The 15303-nt window shown below is 43.3% G+C and carries 18 protein-coding genes; 10 read left to right on the top strand and 8 right to left on the bottom strand.

Annotation, left to right across the window (positions count from 1 at the left end):
* Positions 1 to 53: 53 nt before the first annotated feature.
* Positions 54 to 278, top strand: a complete 225-nt coding sequence (locus tag O9332_RS14510; protein WP_288026138.1) for a hypothetical protein — start codon at positions 54 to 56, stop codon at positions 276 to 278.
* Here the strand turns inward: O9332_RS14510 and purN are convergent.
* The 4 genes from purN to pap all read right to left on the bottom strand — a co-directional run bounded on the left by purN (position 215) and on the right by pap (position 3280).
* On the bottom strand, positions 215 to 853 hold the full coding sequence (gene purN / locus O9332_RS14505; protein WP_002758651.1) for a phosphoribosylglycinamide formyltransferase: 639 nt from the start codon (positions 851 to 853) through the stop codon (positions 215 to 217). The two genes, O9332_RS14510 and purN, sit on opposite strands and share 64 nt — an antisense overlap.
* Positions 850 to 1134 carry a hypothetical protein gene (locus O9332_RS14500; RefSeq protein ID WP_002769454.1) on the bottom strand — a complete coding sequence of 95 codons (285 nt, stop codon included), beginning with the start codon at positions 1132 to 1134 and terminating at the stop codon, positions 850 to 852. Before O9332_RS14500 ends, purN begins: the two co-directional genes overlap by 4 nt.
* Positions 1131 to 1682: a DUF6036 family nucleotidyltransferase gene (locus O9332_RS14495; protein ID WP_002758648.1), complete on the bottom strand. Its 552-nt coding sequence runs from the start codon at positions 1680 to 1682 to the stop codon at positions 1131 to 1133. Before O9332_RS14495 ends, O9332_RS14500 begins: the two co-directional genes overlap by 4 nt.
* Positions 1683 to 1786: 104 nt before the next feature.
* The gene (gene pap / locus O9332_RS14490) at positions 1787 to 3280 is read right to left on the bottom strand and encodes a polyphosphate:AMP phosphotransferase (protein ID WP_002758646.1); all 1494 of its coding nucleotides are present in this window, start codon (positions 3278 to 3280) and stop codon (positions 1787 to 1789) included.
* Between the two features lie 221 nt (positions 3281 to 3501).
* Here pap and galE point away from each other — a divergent pair, with 221 nt between their 5' ends.
* Together galE and O9332_RS14480 are read left to right on the top strand one after the other, a co-directional pair.
* A complete protein-coding gene (gene galE / locus O9332_RS14485; protein WP_288026135.1) occupies positions 3502 to 4500 on the top strand; it encodes a UDP-glucose 4-epimerase GalE in 999 nt (332 codons plus the stop codon).
* 273 nt (positions 4501 to 4773) lie between these two features.
* Positions 4774 to 5199 carry a hypothetical protein gene (locus tag O9332_RS14480; RefSeq protein ID WP_002758644.1) on the top strand — a complete coding sequence of 142 codons (426 nt, stop codon included), beginning with the start codon at positions 4774 to 4776 and terminating at the stop codon, positions 5197 to 5199.
* A gap of 105 nt (positions 5200 to 5304) precedes the next feature.
* Here the strand turns inward: O9332_RS14480 and O9332_RS14475 are convergent, their stop codons facing one another.
* The gene (locus tag O9332_RS14475; protein WP_288026133.1) at positions 5305 to 6276 is read right to left on the bottom strand and encodes an FkbM family methyltransferase; all 972 of its coding nucleotides are present in this window, start codon (positions 6274 to 6276) and stop codon (positions 5305 to 5307) included.
* A gap of 162 nt (positions 6277 to 6438) precedes the next feature.
* On the opposite strand from O9332_RS14475, the gene O9332_RS14470 reads away from it, so the two are divergent.
* From O9332_RS14470 to O9332_RS14450, 5 genes are all read left to right on the top strand, one after another.
* Positions 6439 to 7899, top strand: coding sequence for an MBOAT family O-acyltransferase (locus O9332_RS14470; protein ID WP_002758640.1), 1461 nt, complete (start codon positions 6439 to 6441; stop codon positions 7897 to 7899).
* Positions 7899 to 8858 (top strand): hypothetical protein, encoded by a 960-nt coding sequence (locus O9332_RS14465; protein WP_002758639.1) that lies wholly within the window; start codon positions 7899 to 7901, stop codon positions 8856 to 8858. The genes O9332_RS14470 and O9332_RS14465 overlap by 1 nt, the downstream gene beginning before the upstream one ends.
* Positions 8855 to 10117: an NAD(P)/FAD-dependent oxidoreductase gene (locus O9332_RS14460; protein WP_288026130.1), complete on the top strand. Its 1263-nt coding sequence runs from the start codon at positions 8855 to 8857 to the stop codon at positions 10115 to 10117. Before O9332_RS14465 ends, O9332_RS14460 begins: the two co-directional genes overlap by 4 nt.
* 76 nt (positions 10118 to 10193) lie before the next feature.
* Positions 10194 to 10439, top strand: a complete 246-nt coding sequence (locus tag O9332_RS14455; RefSeq protein WP_002739747.1) for a hypothetical protein — start codon at positions 10194 to 10196, stop codon at positions 10437 to 10439.
* On the top strand, positions 10439 to 10780 hold the full coding sequence (locus tag O9332_RS14450) for a type II toxin-antitoxin system PemK/MazF family toxin (RefSeq protein ID WP_043996813.1): 342 nt from the start codon (positions 10439 to 10441) through the stop codon (positions 10778 to 10780). The genes O9332_RS14455 and O9332_RS14450 overlap by 1 nt, the downstream gene beginning before the upstream one ends.
* A 249-nt stretch (positions 10781 to 11029) precedes the next feature.
* Here O9332_RS14450 and vapC read toward each other — a convergent pair whose 3' ends face one another.
* The 3 genes from vapC to purH all read right to left on the bottom strand — a co-directional run bounded on the left by vapC (position 11030) and on the right by purH (position 13809).
* A complete protein-coding gene (vapC, locus tag O9332_RS14445) occupies positions 11030 to 11428 on the bottom strand; it encodes a type II toxin-antitoxin system VapC family toxin (protein ID WP_002785628.1) in 399 nt (132 codons plus the stop codon).
* Positions 11415 to 11627, bottom strand: coding sequence for a type II toxin-antitoxin system VapB family antitoxin (locus tag O9332_RS14440; RefSeq protein ID WP_041804466.1), 213 nt, complete (start codon positions 11625 to 11627; stop codon positions 11415 to 11417). The genes vapC and O9332_RS14440 overlap by 14 nt, the downstream gene beginning before the upstream one ends.
* Positions 11628 to 12273: 646 nt before the next feature.
* Entirely contained in the window at positions 12274 to 13809 is a 1536-nt protein-coding gene (purH, locus tag O9332_RS14435; protein WP_288026129.1) for a bifunctional phosphoribosylaminoimidazolecarboxamide formyltransferase/IMP cyclohydrolase, read from the bottom strand.
* A gap of 356 nt (positions 13810 to 14165) precedes the next feature.
* Between purH and O9332_RS14430 the strand changes: the two genes are divergently transcribed.
* Both O9332_RS14430 and O9332_RS14425 read left to right on the top strand, forming a co-directional pair.
* Positions 14166 to 14741 carry an ATPase gene (locus O9332_RS14430; protein WP_288026127.1) on the top strand — a complete coding sequence of 192 codons (576 nt, stop codon included), beginning with the start codon at positions 14166 to 14168 and terminating at the stop codon, positions 14739 to 14741.
* Positions 14734 to 14919 (top strand): hypothetical protein, encoded by a 186-nt coding sequence (locus O9332_RS14425; RefSeq protein WP_002752778.1) that lies wholly within the window; start codon positions 14734 to 14736, stop codon positions 14917 to 14919. Before O9332_RS14430 ends, O9332_RS14425 begins: the two co-directional genes overlap by 8 nt.
* Positions 14920 to 15303 lie beyond the last annotated feature (384 nt).

The raw sequence follows: 15303 nt of genomic DNA, 5'->3' as shown, positions 1-15303 counted from the left end.
TATGGGAGTGATCAGGGGGAAATTCAGGGACTTTTTCCCTGAAAATTAGGTAATTGACCCCCTCAAAATCGGTAAAACCCCACACCCCACACCCCACACCCTACACCCTGCCCCTAGGAAAAACTTTTTCAGCAGACCCTACTTATTTAACGATTTGCGTTGAATTTTCGTTTTTTTGCCAGTATTCTCGCCAAGAAAGTCCAGAAATCTATCTCTATAGGCCCAATTTCGCCGCTAAAGCGATCGCTACTGGGAAAATGCGATGTTCTTGCACTTGAATGCGTTCGTGGAGACTGGCCGCGGTATCATCCGGGAGAATGGGAACCACTGCTTGCATTAAAATTGGGCCACTATCTACCTCCGCGCGAGCGATATGCACAGTACATCCGGTCACTTTTACCCCCGCAGCTAAAGCTTGTTCCACGGCGCGCACACCTTTAAAACTGGGTAGTAAACTAGGATGGATATTGATCACGCGATCGGGAAAAGCATCTAGTAAAACCGGGGTGACAATTCGCATCCAGCCCGCCATAATTACCCATTTTACGCCGTATTCTTGGAAAGTTTCTACTATTGCCCGATCGAGTTCTTCTCTGGGTTTAAATTGACGATGATCGAGGAAAACCGCAGGGATATTGTAGTCATCGGCTCTTTCTTTTACCTTGGCATCGGGATTATTGTAGATGAGAACAGGAATTCGGGCATTTAGCTGTTTTTTTGCGATCGCTGCCGCCAAAACAGCAAAATTGGAACCACTACCAGAAGCCATCACTCCTAAAGAGAGGGTTTCCTCTAGGGGAATATCGGCCAAACTGAGATCGGGAGAAATTAAACTGGGGGAAATTGTCATCATATTTTATAAGCGAGTTCGAGTGCATTGCAAAAGCTATTGAGGCGATTCAGCAAAGCATTATAGTAAGAATAAGCATCATCCCGTTCCTCTTGGAGATAGGCATACAAGGTTAGCTCAGGCTCTGAAGCTAGGTGATTTTTAGGGATATCGAAACCGACTTCGGTTAGGCGCGTCGATGCGATCGCAACTAGCAACGCCCCAATGGTATTGGACTCACCATTGTGAAGATCCCTCAGTCCGGGTAAGATGATCTCGGCCCCTGGCAACTCATTGAGATTCATGATTGTTTCTCCTCTGGTGGACATTGAAAACGTTCAATAAAGTTCTCGACTCTGCTTCTCAGCACATCAGGGTTAAGGGAGGGGAATCGGATTAGTTCCGGTGCAATCGCTTCAAAGCATTCCCCTAGCTCATTCAAAGAGAATAATTTGTGTTCGTACATAGCTTCAATATCTTTCAAGTCACGGTCAAACCCTCTCGATAGTTTAGAAAGAGCTTGGGCTGTAAAATCATAGTGATAGAAAGAGATTTGACCTCGTTTGCCAATGAATACGCTTCGATCACGCCATCCCGGAATAGGGGGCAGAAAATCCTGCGGAGATGCCAGTTCAATGTTGATGTTCAATTCTTTTTTCAGCTTTGCGATCGCTTGAAAAATGCCCGGCGGTTCGGGATCTAGACGGATATCCACATCGACTGTGGAATTGCGCCATCCCACCAGTAAGGCACTCGCTCCACCTGTAAAGTAGATAGTGCCTGAACCCTGAGCTTCTTTACCTAAGATTTGCATTAGGCGTTCTAACTTCTGAGCGTCAACGTTTGCACGCATTTTTTGGCCGTGATTATCTGCCTCAAGTTACCAGTTTAGTTTAGTGCCTACTCAAAGGTAAATTGTACAACTGAATCGAAAAAATCCCCATACCCCTATCTCCCCTATCCCCGTTGTTTCAAACCGGTTTCAATAGCGGCAATTACTGTTTCTATGACTTTAACGCGGGCGAAATACTTATCATTTGCCGCTACAATCGTCCAGGGGGCGACGGGGGTGCTAGTGCGGGCTACCATGTGATTAACTGCCACATGGTAGAGGGGCTGTTTTTCCCGATTGCGCCAATCTTCATCGGTGAGTTTATGTTGACGATAGGGGTTATTTTGGCGCTCGTTGAAGCGATTTAACTGTTCTTCGGGGCTGATATGTAACCAGAATTTGACTAAAACACAGCCTGAATGGGTTAATTGGGCTTCAAATTCGTTAATTTCTTGATATGCCCGTCGCCAATCCATATCTTTAGCGAATCCTTCCACTCTCTCCACCAAAATCCGTCCATACCAACTGCGATCGAATATACCGATAGTTTTGGCCGCGGGTAATTTCCGCCAGAAGCGCCAGAGATAATGATAGCGGTGTTCTTCCTCCGTCGGGGCAGCAAAGGCAATCACTTGATAACTGCGAGGATCGAGGGTATCGGTTAAGCGTTTGATCGCCCCTCCCTTACCGGCGGCATCCCACCCTTCAAAGAGGACTAAAACGGGGATATTTGCCTGAAAAATCTCTAATTGCAGTTTTCTTAATTCTACCTGTGCCTGACGCAAACGGATTTTATAGTCTTCTTTTTCCAATTTGGCACTTAAGTCCACTCTCCCCAGATAATCGGGTTCCGTGGGCAGTAATTGGGCTTGGGGTGGTAGATTGACAGGGGGTTCGATCGGTAATTGGCGCTGATCCAAAGCTTGAGCGATCGTACCGACTAATTGGGAGAGAACTTTTACCCGGGCCCAACGTTGACAGTTGCCCTCCACCAATGTCCAAGGGGCGGCCCCCGTGCTAGTGTAGGTAATCATTTCCTCGGCTAAACTGGCATACTCATCATAACGTTTGGCCTGTTGCCAATCTTCCGGACGCACGCGCCAAGATTCTAGTTCATTTTCGGCGTATTCTTTGATGCGTGACTTTAATTCCTTTTGACTGAGGTGAATCCAGAATTTAGCGATTGCGACCCGATCATCAGATAATTGTCGCTCAAAGGTGTTGATATCGCGCATGACTAGGGGAATCTGGGAGGAGGGCAATTTATTTAAGAGTCGATCCTCTAGTAGATGGGTGTACCAACTGTGATAAAAAATGCCGATACTGCCTTTTGCTGGCAGTTTTTGCCAAAATCGCCACAAAAACGGGTAACTTTCCTCTTGGGGGGAAGGGGTTAAAATTGGATGGACGGTAAAACCGCGAGGATCCATATAGTTAACCATTTTTTTGACTAAAGTTCCTTTCCCTGCCGCCGCCCAACCTTCCAAAACCACCACCACGGGTAATTTACATTCCCAACAGGACTTCTGTAGCGATCGCAGTTGTTCCATTAAATCTTTAATTTGTGATTGATAAGTTTCTTTGTCAAGGGAAAGAGATAGGTCGAGGGGACTTAACATGATGGTCAACTAAGTAGGTAGGTGTTAAAAATTGTCAGCTCCCCGCGCCTATCGGCACCCCCCTTATTAAGGGGGGCAGGGGGGATCGGCACCCCCCTTATTAAGGGGGGCAGGGGGGATCAAAGACAAAATCTATCTTCAATTTAATTATAACCACTTACTTAAAAGCAAAATTAGGGTATAAAGTTATAGACAAGTCAATCTCAAATAGGTATGATCGCGTGTCTCAAGTTAAACCTACCATTCTCGTTACTGGCGGTGCGGGTTATATTGGTTCCCATGCGGTTCTAGCGCTCAAAAATGCCGGTTATCCCGTCATCGTACTCGATAATTTATCCTACGGTCACGCCGAAATCGTTAAGGATATATTAAAAGTTGAGTTAATTGTCGGTGATACTAGGGATCGATCGCTGCTGGATAATTTATTTGCCAGTCGTGATATTGCCGCCGTCATGCACTTTGCCGCTTTTATTGCCGTGGGGGAATCGGTACAAGAACCGGCTATTTACTATCAAAATAATGTTAGTGGTAGTCTGACTCTTTTGCAAGCGATGATCGCCGCCGATGTGAAGAAATTTGTTTTTTCTTCTACCTGTGCTATTTATGGAATGCCGAAAGAAATTCCGATGACGGAAAATCATCCCCATCATCCCCTCAGTCCCTACGCTGCCAGTAAGGAAATGGTGGAACAAATTCTTCGGGATTTTGATCCGGCCTACGGTTTAAAATCGGTGGCTTTCCGTTATTTTAATGCTTCAGGAGCCGACCCCAGTGGTTTATTAGGGGAAGATCACCAACCGGAAACCCATTTAATTCCCCTGGCTTTATTAACTGCCCTGAAAAAACGGGATTCCCTGTCAATTTTCGGCACGGATTATGATACTCCCGATGGTACTGCTGTTCGCGATTATATCCATGTTAATGATTTGGCACAGGCTCACGTTTTAGGCTTAGAATATCTCTTAAATGGGGGCGAAAGTAATGTGTTTAATTTGGGCAATGGTAACGGTTTTTCCGTGCGTGAAGTGATTGAAACAGCGCAAGCGGTAACTGGTTTAGATATTCCCGTCATCGAAAGTCCCAGAAGATCAGGTGATGCCCCCATTTTAATCGGCAGTAGCGATAAAGCTAAACAGGTTCTCGGTTGGCATCCCCAATATGCCGATCTCAAGGTAATAGTTGAACACGCCTGGAATTGGCATCAAAAAAGACACGCTTAACAGCGATCGAGTGCTAAACTTTAATCTTATAAGATTGAACAGTTCTAAGTAAGTGGTTTCAATTAAATTGAAGATAGATTTTGTCTTTGATCCCCCCTGCCCCCCTTGATAAGGGGGGTGCCGATAGAACGTAGGTTGGGTTGAAGCATGAAACCCAACGCCCGCTGATGTTACGCTACCGCTAACCCATCCTACAAATAATTGTGCCTCCCTACTTAGAGGCTGATAGTTTACCGCTATAAGCTTCTCCAGAATTCTCTCGAATACAATGCTATGAATAACAAAATAATCTTAATATTTATAGGCTTGACTTTTTTAGCAAGTTGTGCTGATAGTAAACAGTTTCAATGTCAAAAAATCTATCGGATTGCCAACGAAGTGGCCCAAGAAACCAAATCCTTAACCAACGCTCAAGGGATAGAAATTGACCAAAAAAGTTGGCTATTAGCCGCCGATAAAATCGAACAGGCCGCAGAAAATATGAAAAAATTAGAAGTGAAGGATACCGAACTAGAGAAATATAAAATCGCCTTCGCTCAAGTTTACGAAGATTATGCCACTGCCACTCGTGAAATAATTCAAGTTATCGAAACTCGCAATAAAAACGGGGCAAAATTAGCACAGGAAAAGGTAAGAAAAGCCGGCCAATTAGAAAAAGAAACTGGCGAAGCTTTTAATACCTATTGTCAAGCACAGTAAAGCAGTTATCAGTTATCAGTTAGAAGGTATTGGGGTTTTGGGGTATTAGTTAAAATTTCCCCATTTCCCCATTTCCCTATCTCCCCATCACCTCACTTCTGTACTTTAGGGTTTAATTGCGTACAAAGTACCCACATTTTTACTGCGAGGCATCCTGGAAAAGATGATAAAACCGAATTCTTGCAGATGCTTAACTAAAGCATCTGGACCCTTTTTATGCCATTCCATCATGATAATTTTAATCTGTCCCAATTGACCAGTTGCCGCTAAAGAATCGAGGATTTCGTATTCGGAACCTTCACAATCAATCTTGGCAACTATATCGATGTCGGGATAATCAGAGGTAATACCTTTAAACACATCGGTGAAAGGTTTAAGAATTAAATCGGCTGTAGCTGTTTGTTTCGAGGCAAAAGGTTTTAATTGGTTGTCAATACCAGAAATACCAACACTACCTTTCACGGTGTAATCGTATTCGACTTGAATAATTTCATCCCGAGCGCCGACTCCATAATCAAAAGCTTTAATCTTCTCCGCTAGATTAGGATTGAGGGCAAAATTTCTTAAAGCTTGGTCGTAGGTAGCCTTAAAAGGTTCGTAACTATAGACAGCTTTCACATTAGCTCGATTGGCAAAAAAGAGACTAGCAAAACCCGTATTCATACCAATATCGATCGCTACACAGGGCTTGTCATAGAGGAAATTATATACACCTAAAAGGAAAATTTCATGGGCGATATCTAAATCCTGTCCCGTCTCGATAATTAACTTAACTCCATCGATATCGATAATTAATTCCTGTTGCCCATCGATATAAAATTTACAATCGGCCAGAGCTTTTAGTGCGTTAGCTTTGTTAAAAACTTTGCTACCCAAGAGGAAATCCTGCTTATTTTTGCTTAAACTGATCCCTAAGGGTTTGTAAAAAAGTTGACCAGATTTAGCATCATATTCCACATAATTAGGATTAATATTATGCTCTGCCAACTGACTAGACCAATATTGATCGGCAATATGGGGATAAGTCTTAAATTGTCGATAGCGTTTATGTGCATCTAACAGTTTTTGATAAAGCATTGCTTGTCTAGCCTCGATTTTTTAGGATGGATGAAGGTAATTTTATGGACAAGTCTGACAAAGTTTGATAGGCTTGTCAAGAAAATCCCTCGTCTCTGAGCATCAGAAGTCAGGAAACCCATCTCAAACAAGGTAACACAGACCATCAGGAGTTAACACGCCTTGAATTACTCTGATTTTATATTTTGGTGGATATTAATCCTTTTTAGCGTTCCTTTCCTAACGGCGCGCTACCTGGCGAAGTCCTTCAATCTCTGGCGAGGTGTTTTTGATGGAGTCGGATTGGCGGCGCTGTCCCTAATCCTGTTTTATTACGCCAGTCGCACCAGTTTCCTCGTTTTCATCGTCTCCCTAGCCTTTAACTACATTATGGTCTGGCTAGTGCTGAAAATGAGCGGCTGGAAAGCGAATCTCCTAGCCACTATCGTTATCGTCATCGATATTCTCGTCCTCGCCTACTTCAAGTATTTCGGCTTTTTTGTCGAGGAAATCATCGGATTATTCGTTTCTCTCCCCCCTAACTGGAAGGAACTTTCCCCAATTCCCGTGCCTAGCCAAATACCACCGGGGGTATCCTTCTATACCTTCCAGATGGTGGCTTTCGTGGTGGACTCCCTACGGGAAAAGAAAAAGAAACCCCTAGCCGTCCTCGATTATGTCAATTTTATCTCCTTTTTCCCCCAAATTGTCGCAGGTCCGATCGAGCGTCGCCGGGATTTATTACCACAAATGGAGGGATTTCGCCTCAAATTTACAGGAGAAAACTTCGAGAAGGGTTTGCGTTGGCTTTCCCTCGGTTTATTTATGAAATTTGTCCTCGCCGATAACATTGCGCCCTACATCGAATTAGATAAGATGATCGATAATGCTTGGTATATCTGGTTTGAGGCCTTTTTATTCACCCTGAGAATCTATTTTGACTTCGGTGGTTATAGCTTTATTGCTGTTGGTTTAGCCTATTTTGTCGGGGTTAGATTAGAATTAAACTTTTTAGCCCCCTATACATCCCAAAGTATTAACGAATTTTGGCGACGTTGGCATATTACCCTTAGCACTTGGTTTCGGGATTATGTATTTTTACCCCTGATGGGTTCCAATAAAAATTGGGCGCCTTTTTATCTATTCATTACCTTTACTCTTTCAGGTTTCTGGCACGGTGCAGCTTGGAATTTTATCTTTTGGGGTGCCTATCACGGGGCATTATTATTATTACTGCGTTATCTGGGCCGACCTTTCTATGCTTTCGTCGGAAAATACGTTTCTCAGCCGCAAATTGTCTCCTGGGCTTTAACGCAATTGGCGGTCATTTTTGGTTGTCTCTTTTTCATGGAGATTAACACCAGAAGATTAATCGGCAAAATGCTGGTTATTGCCAATCCTTTCAATTATTCCTTAGCTAATATCGGGGAAATTTTTAGTTCCTATACTCTCAATCAAGGAGCAGTTTTAAGCGTTGCTTTAGTTCTTGGTATCATTGTTTTAATCCTCGAACATTTGGCTATTGCTCAGAAAAAGTTTGAATATGAACTATTGTTATCACCTTGGCTGTCTAAAATATTGCTAGGTTTAACTATTCTCCTAGCTTCCACTAATACCGGTGACTTTATTTACTTTGAATTCTGATGAATACTAAATCCTTTAACCCTTTCCCCTGGTTAGCCTCTCTGGGAGTCGCTTGGTCCCTCGGCTTTGTTTATAATGTCATCTACGGCGGCGAATTAAGCTGGTTGCGGATGATGTACGAGGAAAAATCAGCGATCGCAGCCAAGGTCGAAGGACCGCGGCGTTTAATCGTCACGGCGGGATCGGGGGCGCATTATAGCATAAATTCGGAATTAATGGCCAAAGAATTGGGAATTCCCGTGGTTAACTTCGGTTTACAGGGGGATATCGGCTTAAATGTCATTGCCGCTATGATTCTCGAAAAAGCGCGCCAAGGAGACGTAATTCTGCTGATTCCCGAATATCTCATGCTCATGGATGAGGACGGTTTTAATCGCGGCGAAGGACTTTGGGGATCGGCTCCTTTTAGCGTCGCTATTGGCAAACCAGGGTTAGGTGGGATACCTTTAAAAACCATGATCGAGGATACTTGGTTATTAGGTATTCCGGGGATGCGTCCAGTTACTAAATCCACGGTTGATTTATTCACCAAAGGCAGAATGACGGGTTATCTTTCCGATCCAATGACTAATACAGGTGATCCGACTATAGTTAAGGAAAGAACGGGGAAATGGTGGCAAATGACCTTTGATACTGCTGCTTCTCCTCACTCGATTAAAGCTATTGAAAAACTCAAGAAAGATTTAGAAGCAAAAGGGGCGACTTTAGTGGTTTCTTTGCCCTGGGTTTATGCCAAAAATGATGGTAAAACCGTTGCTAATATTCGCAAATCTGCCGAAGAATTAAGTCGGGTTGTGCCAACAATTTATGACCCAAAAGACTTGAATATTAAGACCGATTCTACTATTTTTGCTGACACTCACTATCATCTTTTGCCCCCGGCGAGAATTATTCGTTCAGAACAATTAGTTTCGGAACTGAAACCCATCTTAAACACAACTGAGAATAAAAATCCATGAATAAACCTATAACTAAGATTTGCATTCTGGGAGGTGGTTTTGGCGGGTTATACACGGCACTCGATCTGAGTCGATTAACAGCAGTAAAATCATGTCAATGGCAAATAACTTTAGTCGAACCGAAAGACCATTTTCTCTTTACTCCCCTTCTCTATGAACTAATTACAGGAGAATTGCAACGCTGGGAAATTGCCCCCTCCTACCGTCAATTATTAACAGGAACTAAGGTTAATTTAAAAACTCAAAAAGCCAGTAATATTGACTTAAACAATCATCGAGTATATTTAGAAAATGAGGAAGTTATAGATTATGATTACCTCGTTTTAGCGGTGGGAGTGCGGAATCGTTGGCCGGCTATACCGGGGTTAGCCGATTATGGGCTGACTTTTCGGAGTTTAGAGGATGTGGAAAAATTACAAACGGCAATTCATGAATTAGAAACTCAAGGAAAATCCTCAATTAATTTAGCAATTATTGGCGGCGGTCCCAATGGGGTAGAATTAGCCTGTAAGGTAGCTGATCGCTTAGGAAAAAAAGGCCAAGTTCATCTAGTGGAAAGGAACGAGGAAATACTGCAAAACTTCCCTAAATCGGTGCGTATTGCTTCCTATCGTTCCCTTTTAGCCAAGAATGTTAGTCTCTATTTAAACACGGGATTAAAGGAAGTTACCGCTAATTCCATAACCGTATTTAAAGATAATACAAATGAAGTTATCCCCATTGATTTATTATTGTGGACAGCAGGAACCCAAGCACAAGATTGGATCAATAATTTAGATTGTCAGAAAACAGCACAAGGCAAATTATTAACCCGTTCCAGTTTACAATTAATCGACTATCCCGAAGTTTTTGCCCTTGGGGATCTAGCCGAAATTTATCCTAATAAACAGGTAATTCCTGCCACAGCACAGGCAGCCTATCAAGCAGCCAGTGTAGTAGCCAAAAATATCTCGGCAGTGATCAGAAAAAAATCGCTCAAACCCTATTATTATCTCCATTTAGGTGATATGTTAACCTTGGGTAAACAATCAGCCCTTGTCTCCAGTTTTGGCCTTAATATTAGTGGTAGATTAGCCGATATAATGCGTCGATTTGTCTATATACTGCGTTTACCCAGCAAACGCCATCAATTGAAAGTGTTTCAACATTGGGCAAAAAAAATTCTTCTCCGACTCCGTTATTCACAGGTGTTATCTAATACTAAATCCGTTGAGTATAGGCTACATATCAGGAGAGGAAAAAGGCAAAAGGGAGAATAAATAATCAGTTCCAACCAGGTTGTTAGTCCTTACACAATTGGCTACAATAGCCCTACACAAGCTACGAGAGAAAAGTATGCCTGAATTAAAAATTAGCATTAGTGAGGCTGCTCACAAAACGCTGTTAGCACTCGTTGACTCCTCTGGGGATACTCTCCCAACAGTATTAGACAAAGCCATCGAAAATTATCGCAGATATGTTTTTCTAGTTCAAGCGAATGAAGCCTTCGCCGCCTTAAGGAAGAATGAGACTTTATGGCAAGAGGAAATTTCTGAAAGGCAGACATGGGAGCAAACTCTCGCTGATGGAGTAGAAGGGTAGTGGCAGAAATTACCAGAGGAGAAATATGGCTAGCAGACCTTAATCCAGTAAGGGGGCATGAACAGGCTGGTAAGCGTCCATGTTTAGTGATTTCAGCAGACCTGTTTAATCAGGGTGCATCTGGCTTAGTTGTTGTTTTGCCAGTAACTTCTAAAGACAAAGGAATCCCTTTTCACCTAAAAGTGGAACCCCCAGAGGGAGGAGTGAAAATGCCAAGTTTTATCAAGTGCGAGGACGTAAGATCAATCTCAGTAGAACGACTTGAGAAGCGATGGGGAACTGTATCCTCAGAAACCCTGGCATTGGTTGAAGACAGACTGAGAATCTTAATGGGACTGTAATGAAGATAGTTTCACCAATTTGCGCTCCAAGCCCAGGTTTTAGTTTGCATTCTTCCACTGTTCCAATGCCACCTTCGTGTGACTGTACCATTCTGAATTTGATTACGATTAAGCTTGCCCTCGTAACGCGCCGATAGACCAACCAGTGCCTTCGGCATCGCAACTAAACTCACAGCTTCAATCAATGGGCATGGTGCGTTCCCAAAAATCGATCGGTGGAGCAGTAGGACCCCCATTAGGGAACGCACCCTAGGGCTGAAAACGGAGATTTTGAAGAGATCGCACTTGAGCAATGGTTTCAAAATCACGGTCGTTGTGAATCAGAAGCAGATCATTTTCCAGTGCCGCTTGAGCAATACAGCAATCAATTGGGCTGCGAACAGTCAATCCTTGACGACGCAGATCATAGTAAATACGTGCAGCCGCTTGCCAGGAAGAAGGCCTGAGTTCAACATAATCCTGCACTTCGAGGTAAGTAGAGAGGATTGTCCACTCTTGCTCGTTTAAGCTCCCTTGAAGCAGTTCAAGCTGGGTAAAGCGGGTGAGTAAAATCTCACGATTTGCAATTAACGTTTCCAGTTGCTGGCGAACTTGACCACTGCGATCGCGGAAGACGCTGATCCACACAGATGTGTCAATCAGCAACATGACGAGTTTCACGTAGGGCTTTATAATCAAAATCTGGAGCAAATTGAATTTGTCCGGCAAGGTCGAGAAGGTTTTTCTTACGACGGGATCTTACGAATTCTTGTAGAGCAAGATTCATTAGTTCCTCTTGGGTGGTGAGGTTAGTCAGTTGAAAGGCTTCCTTGAGAAGCGATTCATCAAGGTTGAGGGTAATTTGCATAGGATGGATATTAGATTGAAGTATAGGTGATTATTCTCTTTACATTTTAATCCGATAGATGACTAACCCACCTCTGGGCATATTTTTGTTAGTTGGCTCTCAAGCTTTAAGCTACATACGGCAATGGCGTAGTGCCTTCGGCATCACACTTAAACTCACAACTTCAATCTATGGGCATGGTGCGTTCCCAAAAATCGATCGGTGGAGCAGTAGGATCCAGATTAGGGAACGCACCCTACAAGCTCGGCGATCGCACTTTCCCTATATTACGCCCAAAAGCGTGTTAGCCAGATTAGTTTACTGCAAACAATCTACTTTAAGGAGACTGATCACAGAAGCTTTCTAGGATTCTAGCAAAGACTCTTAGATCTGACTGCACTTTGTCACAAAACTTCACTATTATTTTGACACTCTTAATAGTTGGAGAGGAAACATTGATCGCCAAGTCTGGTCAATTTTTGTCCAAAGTATTTGAGGAAATGACCTGAATAAATAGCCAGACATAGTGCTATTTTCTTAGTTCCCAAAAAGCTGACCATCCTCGCGCTTTTGGCGAATTTAAGACCATTGAATAGGGGAAATTAACCGATAATTAATAACTGGTTGGGGTGCGTTAATTTAAGCAATAACACACCCTAACTTTGTATTAATGCAAGAAATGACGAATGCCTGTTAAGACCATAATTAAACCTAACTCATTAGCGGCATTAATCGAATCCTGATCTTTTAAAGAACCTCCGGGTTGAACAATTGCCTCGATACCAAACTGGGCTGCCGTGCGAACAGAATCATCAAAGGGGAAAAAACCATCACTAGCTAAATAGCCACCTTTAGCCGCTTCTGCTGCTTGTTCAAGGGCAATTTTCACCGAACCAACGCGATTCATTTGCCCCGCACCAACGCCTAAAGTAGTTTGATTTTTTGTCACTACAATAGCGTTAGATTTAACGTGCTTAGATACCTTCCAAGCAAACAGCAATTCCGCTAATTGTGCGGGGGTAGGTTGTTTTTCTGTCACCACTCGCCACTCATCCGGGGTTTCTACCACGTCATCGGCCGCTTGTACTAGAAAACCGCCAGCGATAACTTTTACTGTTTGTTTTTCTCCCGTGGTTAAGTCCGGCAGCAATAAAATCCGCACTTTTGACTTTTTAGCAAGGATATCCCGGGCTTCGGGGCTACAATCGGGGGCAACCACGCATTCTAGGAAGGTTTTCGTTAATTCTTTAGCGGTTGCTTCGTCTATGGCTTGATTTAGGGCAACAATACCCCCAAAAGCCGAGATAGCATCGGCGTTAAAAGCTTTAGTATAAGCTTCCACTAAACTACCACCGATCGCCACCCCACAGGGATTAGTGTGTTTCAAGATAGCGGCAGCCGGTTCTTCCCTGCCGAATTCGGCGATTAAACGGCGGGCTGCTTCTAAATCGACTAAATTGTTATAACTTAGTTCTTTTCCCTGTAATAAGGTCGCTTTTCCCCAACCTTGAGCCATTGTACCGCTGCCGTACCAAGTGGCACTTTGGTGGGGATTTTCGCCGTAACGCAGGGTTTGCAGGGCATTTCCCGCCAAATTAAAGCGAGTCGTTTCCCCGTTTAAGCTGGCGAAATAGGCAGCGATCGCACCATCGTAGGCATTGGTTAAAGCGAAGGTTTCCCCCGCCATTTTTTGACGGAATTCCAGGGAGATTTCGCCGTTATTTTGCCGTAATTGGCTTAAATACTGCTCGTAATACTTCGGGTTACTGATGACAGTCAAATGGGCGAAATTTTTAGCTGAGGCGCGTAACATCGCCGGACCACCGATATCGATTTGTTCGATCGCCTGAGCGGTGGTAACATCAGGATTAGCGATCGTCTGTTCAAAGGGATAGAGATTAACCACCACCAAATCAAAAGGACGAATTTGATTAGCCTCCATTTCCGCTAAATCTGACTGCCAATCCCGTCTAGCCAAAATACCGCCATGGATGCGAGGATGGAGAGTTTTCACCCTTCCGCCCAAGATTTCAGGAGATCCTGTATATTCTCCCACTTTAATCACGGGAATTCCCTCCGATTGGAGCGTTTTGGCGGTTCCTCCACTGCTAATAATTTCAAAATCAAATTCTTCTGTTAGCTGACGGGCAAAGTCAACTATTCCGGTTTTGTCAGTGACGCTGATCAGCGCTAAACGTCCCATAGTAGTGATCTATAAGCAACAATCTCAGTATATCTCAGTCCTAACCCGTTAAAAATTAAAAAAAGTAGGTTAGTAAATAATCAGCTGCTTCTATATTTTTATCTCTCAAATAGCAACTTATGCCAAGGCAATTTTTCAAGTCCTCCTTGAAAGATTTAGTCTGACTTGTTAAAAAATACAGGATTTTTCAGGGTAACGAATTCGATCGAGATTAGTGAAAACCTCTTGGCAACCGTCATCGCCAAATGTTCTCAGATTACCATCATCTAGGAGAGTAGCCACTTCTGGTAAACTGGTACCACTGGTACTTAGTTCGAGGTTATCTCAAAATAATCTGGAGGACGAGCTTTTCCCTCATGTCTGACGTTTATCTAATTGGTGGCCCCAATGGTTCCGGGAAAACCACCGTCGCTAAAAAAATTTTACCCAACTTTTTAGGCGTTATCGAGTACGTTAACGCCGATGAAATTGCCGCCAGACTCTCACCTTTTAATCCTGAGTCGGTTGCTATCCAAGCAGGACGGTTGATGTTAGAAAGGCTGGTAACACTGAAGTGCCAAGGAATAGATTTTGCCTTTGAAAGCACCCTGGCAGCCCGACATTTTGCCCGTTTTTTGAGAGACTGTCGCAGTTCTGGCTATAGGCTCAATCTTATTTATTTTTGGCTACAAAGTCCACAATTAGCTTTAGAGAGAGTTCACAGAAGGGTAGCCAGTGGCGGTCATAATATTCCTGAAGATGTGGTTCGTCGTCGTTATGAGCGGGGACGTAATAACCTCATGCAGTTGTATTTACCTTTATGCCATACTTGGGTTATCTATAATAATTCTGGGGATGAGCCGCACTTAGTTGCTGAACGTCCCTTCAATCAACAAGTCATTATCTATGACTCCTCTATCTGGCAACAAATAACCGAGGCAGCCCATGACTGAGCCAATTCCTGATAAATTATCGGAACGAATCGATACAGGTGTTAGAGTCGCAATCGCAGAAGCAATTGAGAGACACCGCCTCTTAGGAGAGTCTATCAGCATTTTCAAAGATGGCCAAATTGTCACCTTAACAGCCGCGCAAATTCCGCCAAAACTTGCCAAAAAAACGGAAGTGTAAAAAATTGGTTGACTGTATCAAATTTCACTATTCATAGAAACAGTTTCACCTATCCGAGGGATTTATATAGGGCTTGCTGAATAAATGTGAAATATAGACGAGGTAAGGGTTTTAGGGTTCTGTTTTGCTCTCACAGGTGCAAGATTTTGAGAGAATCTTCGTTCAAAACCTTGCGTCTTCATCGGCCCGTGTCCTGTAGGGGCGAAGCATTCGGGCAATAACCTATCGGTGAAACCGTAGATTTTCGGCTCTTCGGTTTGTGTTATGCAATGGACGGGGGTTATAAGGGATGGAACCCTTATAGAGAAAGGCACTTAGCGATTTTTGTCAATTGTTTTTGCTCTAGAGCCAACTAATCAATTAAGTCTCTTACCAGATAAGGAT

This window comes from Microcystis sp. LE19-10.1B (assembly GCF_027530565.1).
In the GTDB taxonomy this organism is placed as follows: domain Bacteria; phylum Cyanobacteriota; class Cyanobacteriia; order Cyanobacteriales; family Microcystaceae; genus Microcystis; species Microcystis aeruginosa.
The sequence above is the reverse complement of the archived record's forward strand: the minus strand, read 5'-3'. Positions and strand labels throughout refer to the sequence as shown.

Coding starts and splice junctions, on each gene's coding strand:
- O9332_RS14430 (WP_288026127.1), top strand. CDS start 14,166: ATGTCTGACGTTTATCTAATTGGTGGCCCCAATGGTTCCGGGAAAACC.
- purH (WP_288026129.1), bottom strand. CDS start 13,809: ATGGGACGTTTAGCGCTGATCAGCGTCACTGACAAAACCGGAATAGTT.
- O9332_RS14475 (WP_288026133.1), bottom strand. CDS start 6,276: ATGCTTTATCAAAAACTGTTAGATGCACATAAACGCTATCGACAATTT.
- O9332_RS14425 (WP_002752778.1), top strand. CDS start 14,734: ATGACTGAGCCAATTCCTGATAAATTATCGGAACGAATCGATACAGGT.
- O9332_RS14465 (WP_002758639.1), top strand. CDS start 7,899: ATGAATACTAAATCCTTTAACCCTTTCCCCTGGTTAGCCTCTCTGGGA.
- O9332_RS14455 (WP_002739747.1), top strand. CDS start 10,194: ATGCCTGAATTAAAAATTAGCATTAGTGAGGCTGCTCACAAAACGCTG.
- O9332_RS14440 (WP_041804466.1), bottom strand. CDS start 11,627: ATGCAAATTACCCTCAACCTTGATGAATCGCTTCTCAAGGAAGCCTTT.
- O9332_RS14460 (WP_288026130.1), top strand. CDS start 8,855: ATGAATAAACCTATAACTAAGATTTGCATTCTGGGAGGTGGTTTTGGC.
- O9332_RS14495 (WP_002758648.1), bottom strand. CDS start 1,682: ATGCGTGCAAACGTTGACGCTCAGAAGTTAGAACGCCTAATGCAAATC.
- vapC (WP_002785628.1), bottom strand. CDS start 11,428: ATGTTGCTGATTGACACATCTGTGTGGATCAGCGTCTTCCGCGATCGC.
- O9332_RS14500 (WP_002769454.1), bottom strand. CDS start 1,134: ATGAATCTCAATGAGTTGCCAGGGGCCGAGATCATCTTACCCGGACTG.
- pap (WP_002758646.1), bottom strand. CDS start 3,280: ATGTTAAGTCCCCTCGACCTATCTCTTTCCCTTGACAAAGAAACTTAT.
- purN (WP_002758651.1), bottom strand. CDS start 853: ATGATGACAATTTCCCCCAGTTTAATTTCTCCCGATCTCAGTTTGGCC.
- O9332_RS14480 (WP_002758644.1), top strand. CDS start 4,774: ATGAATAACAAAATAATCTTAATATTTATAGGCTTGACTTTTTTAGCA.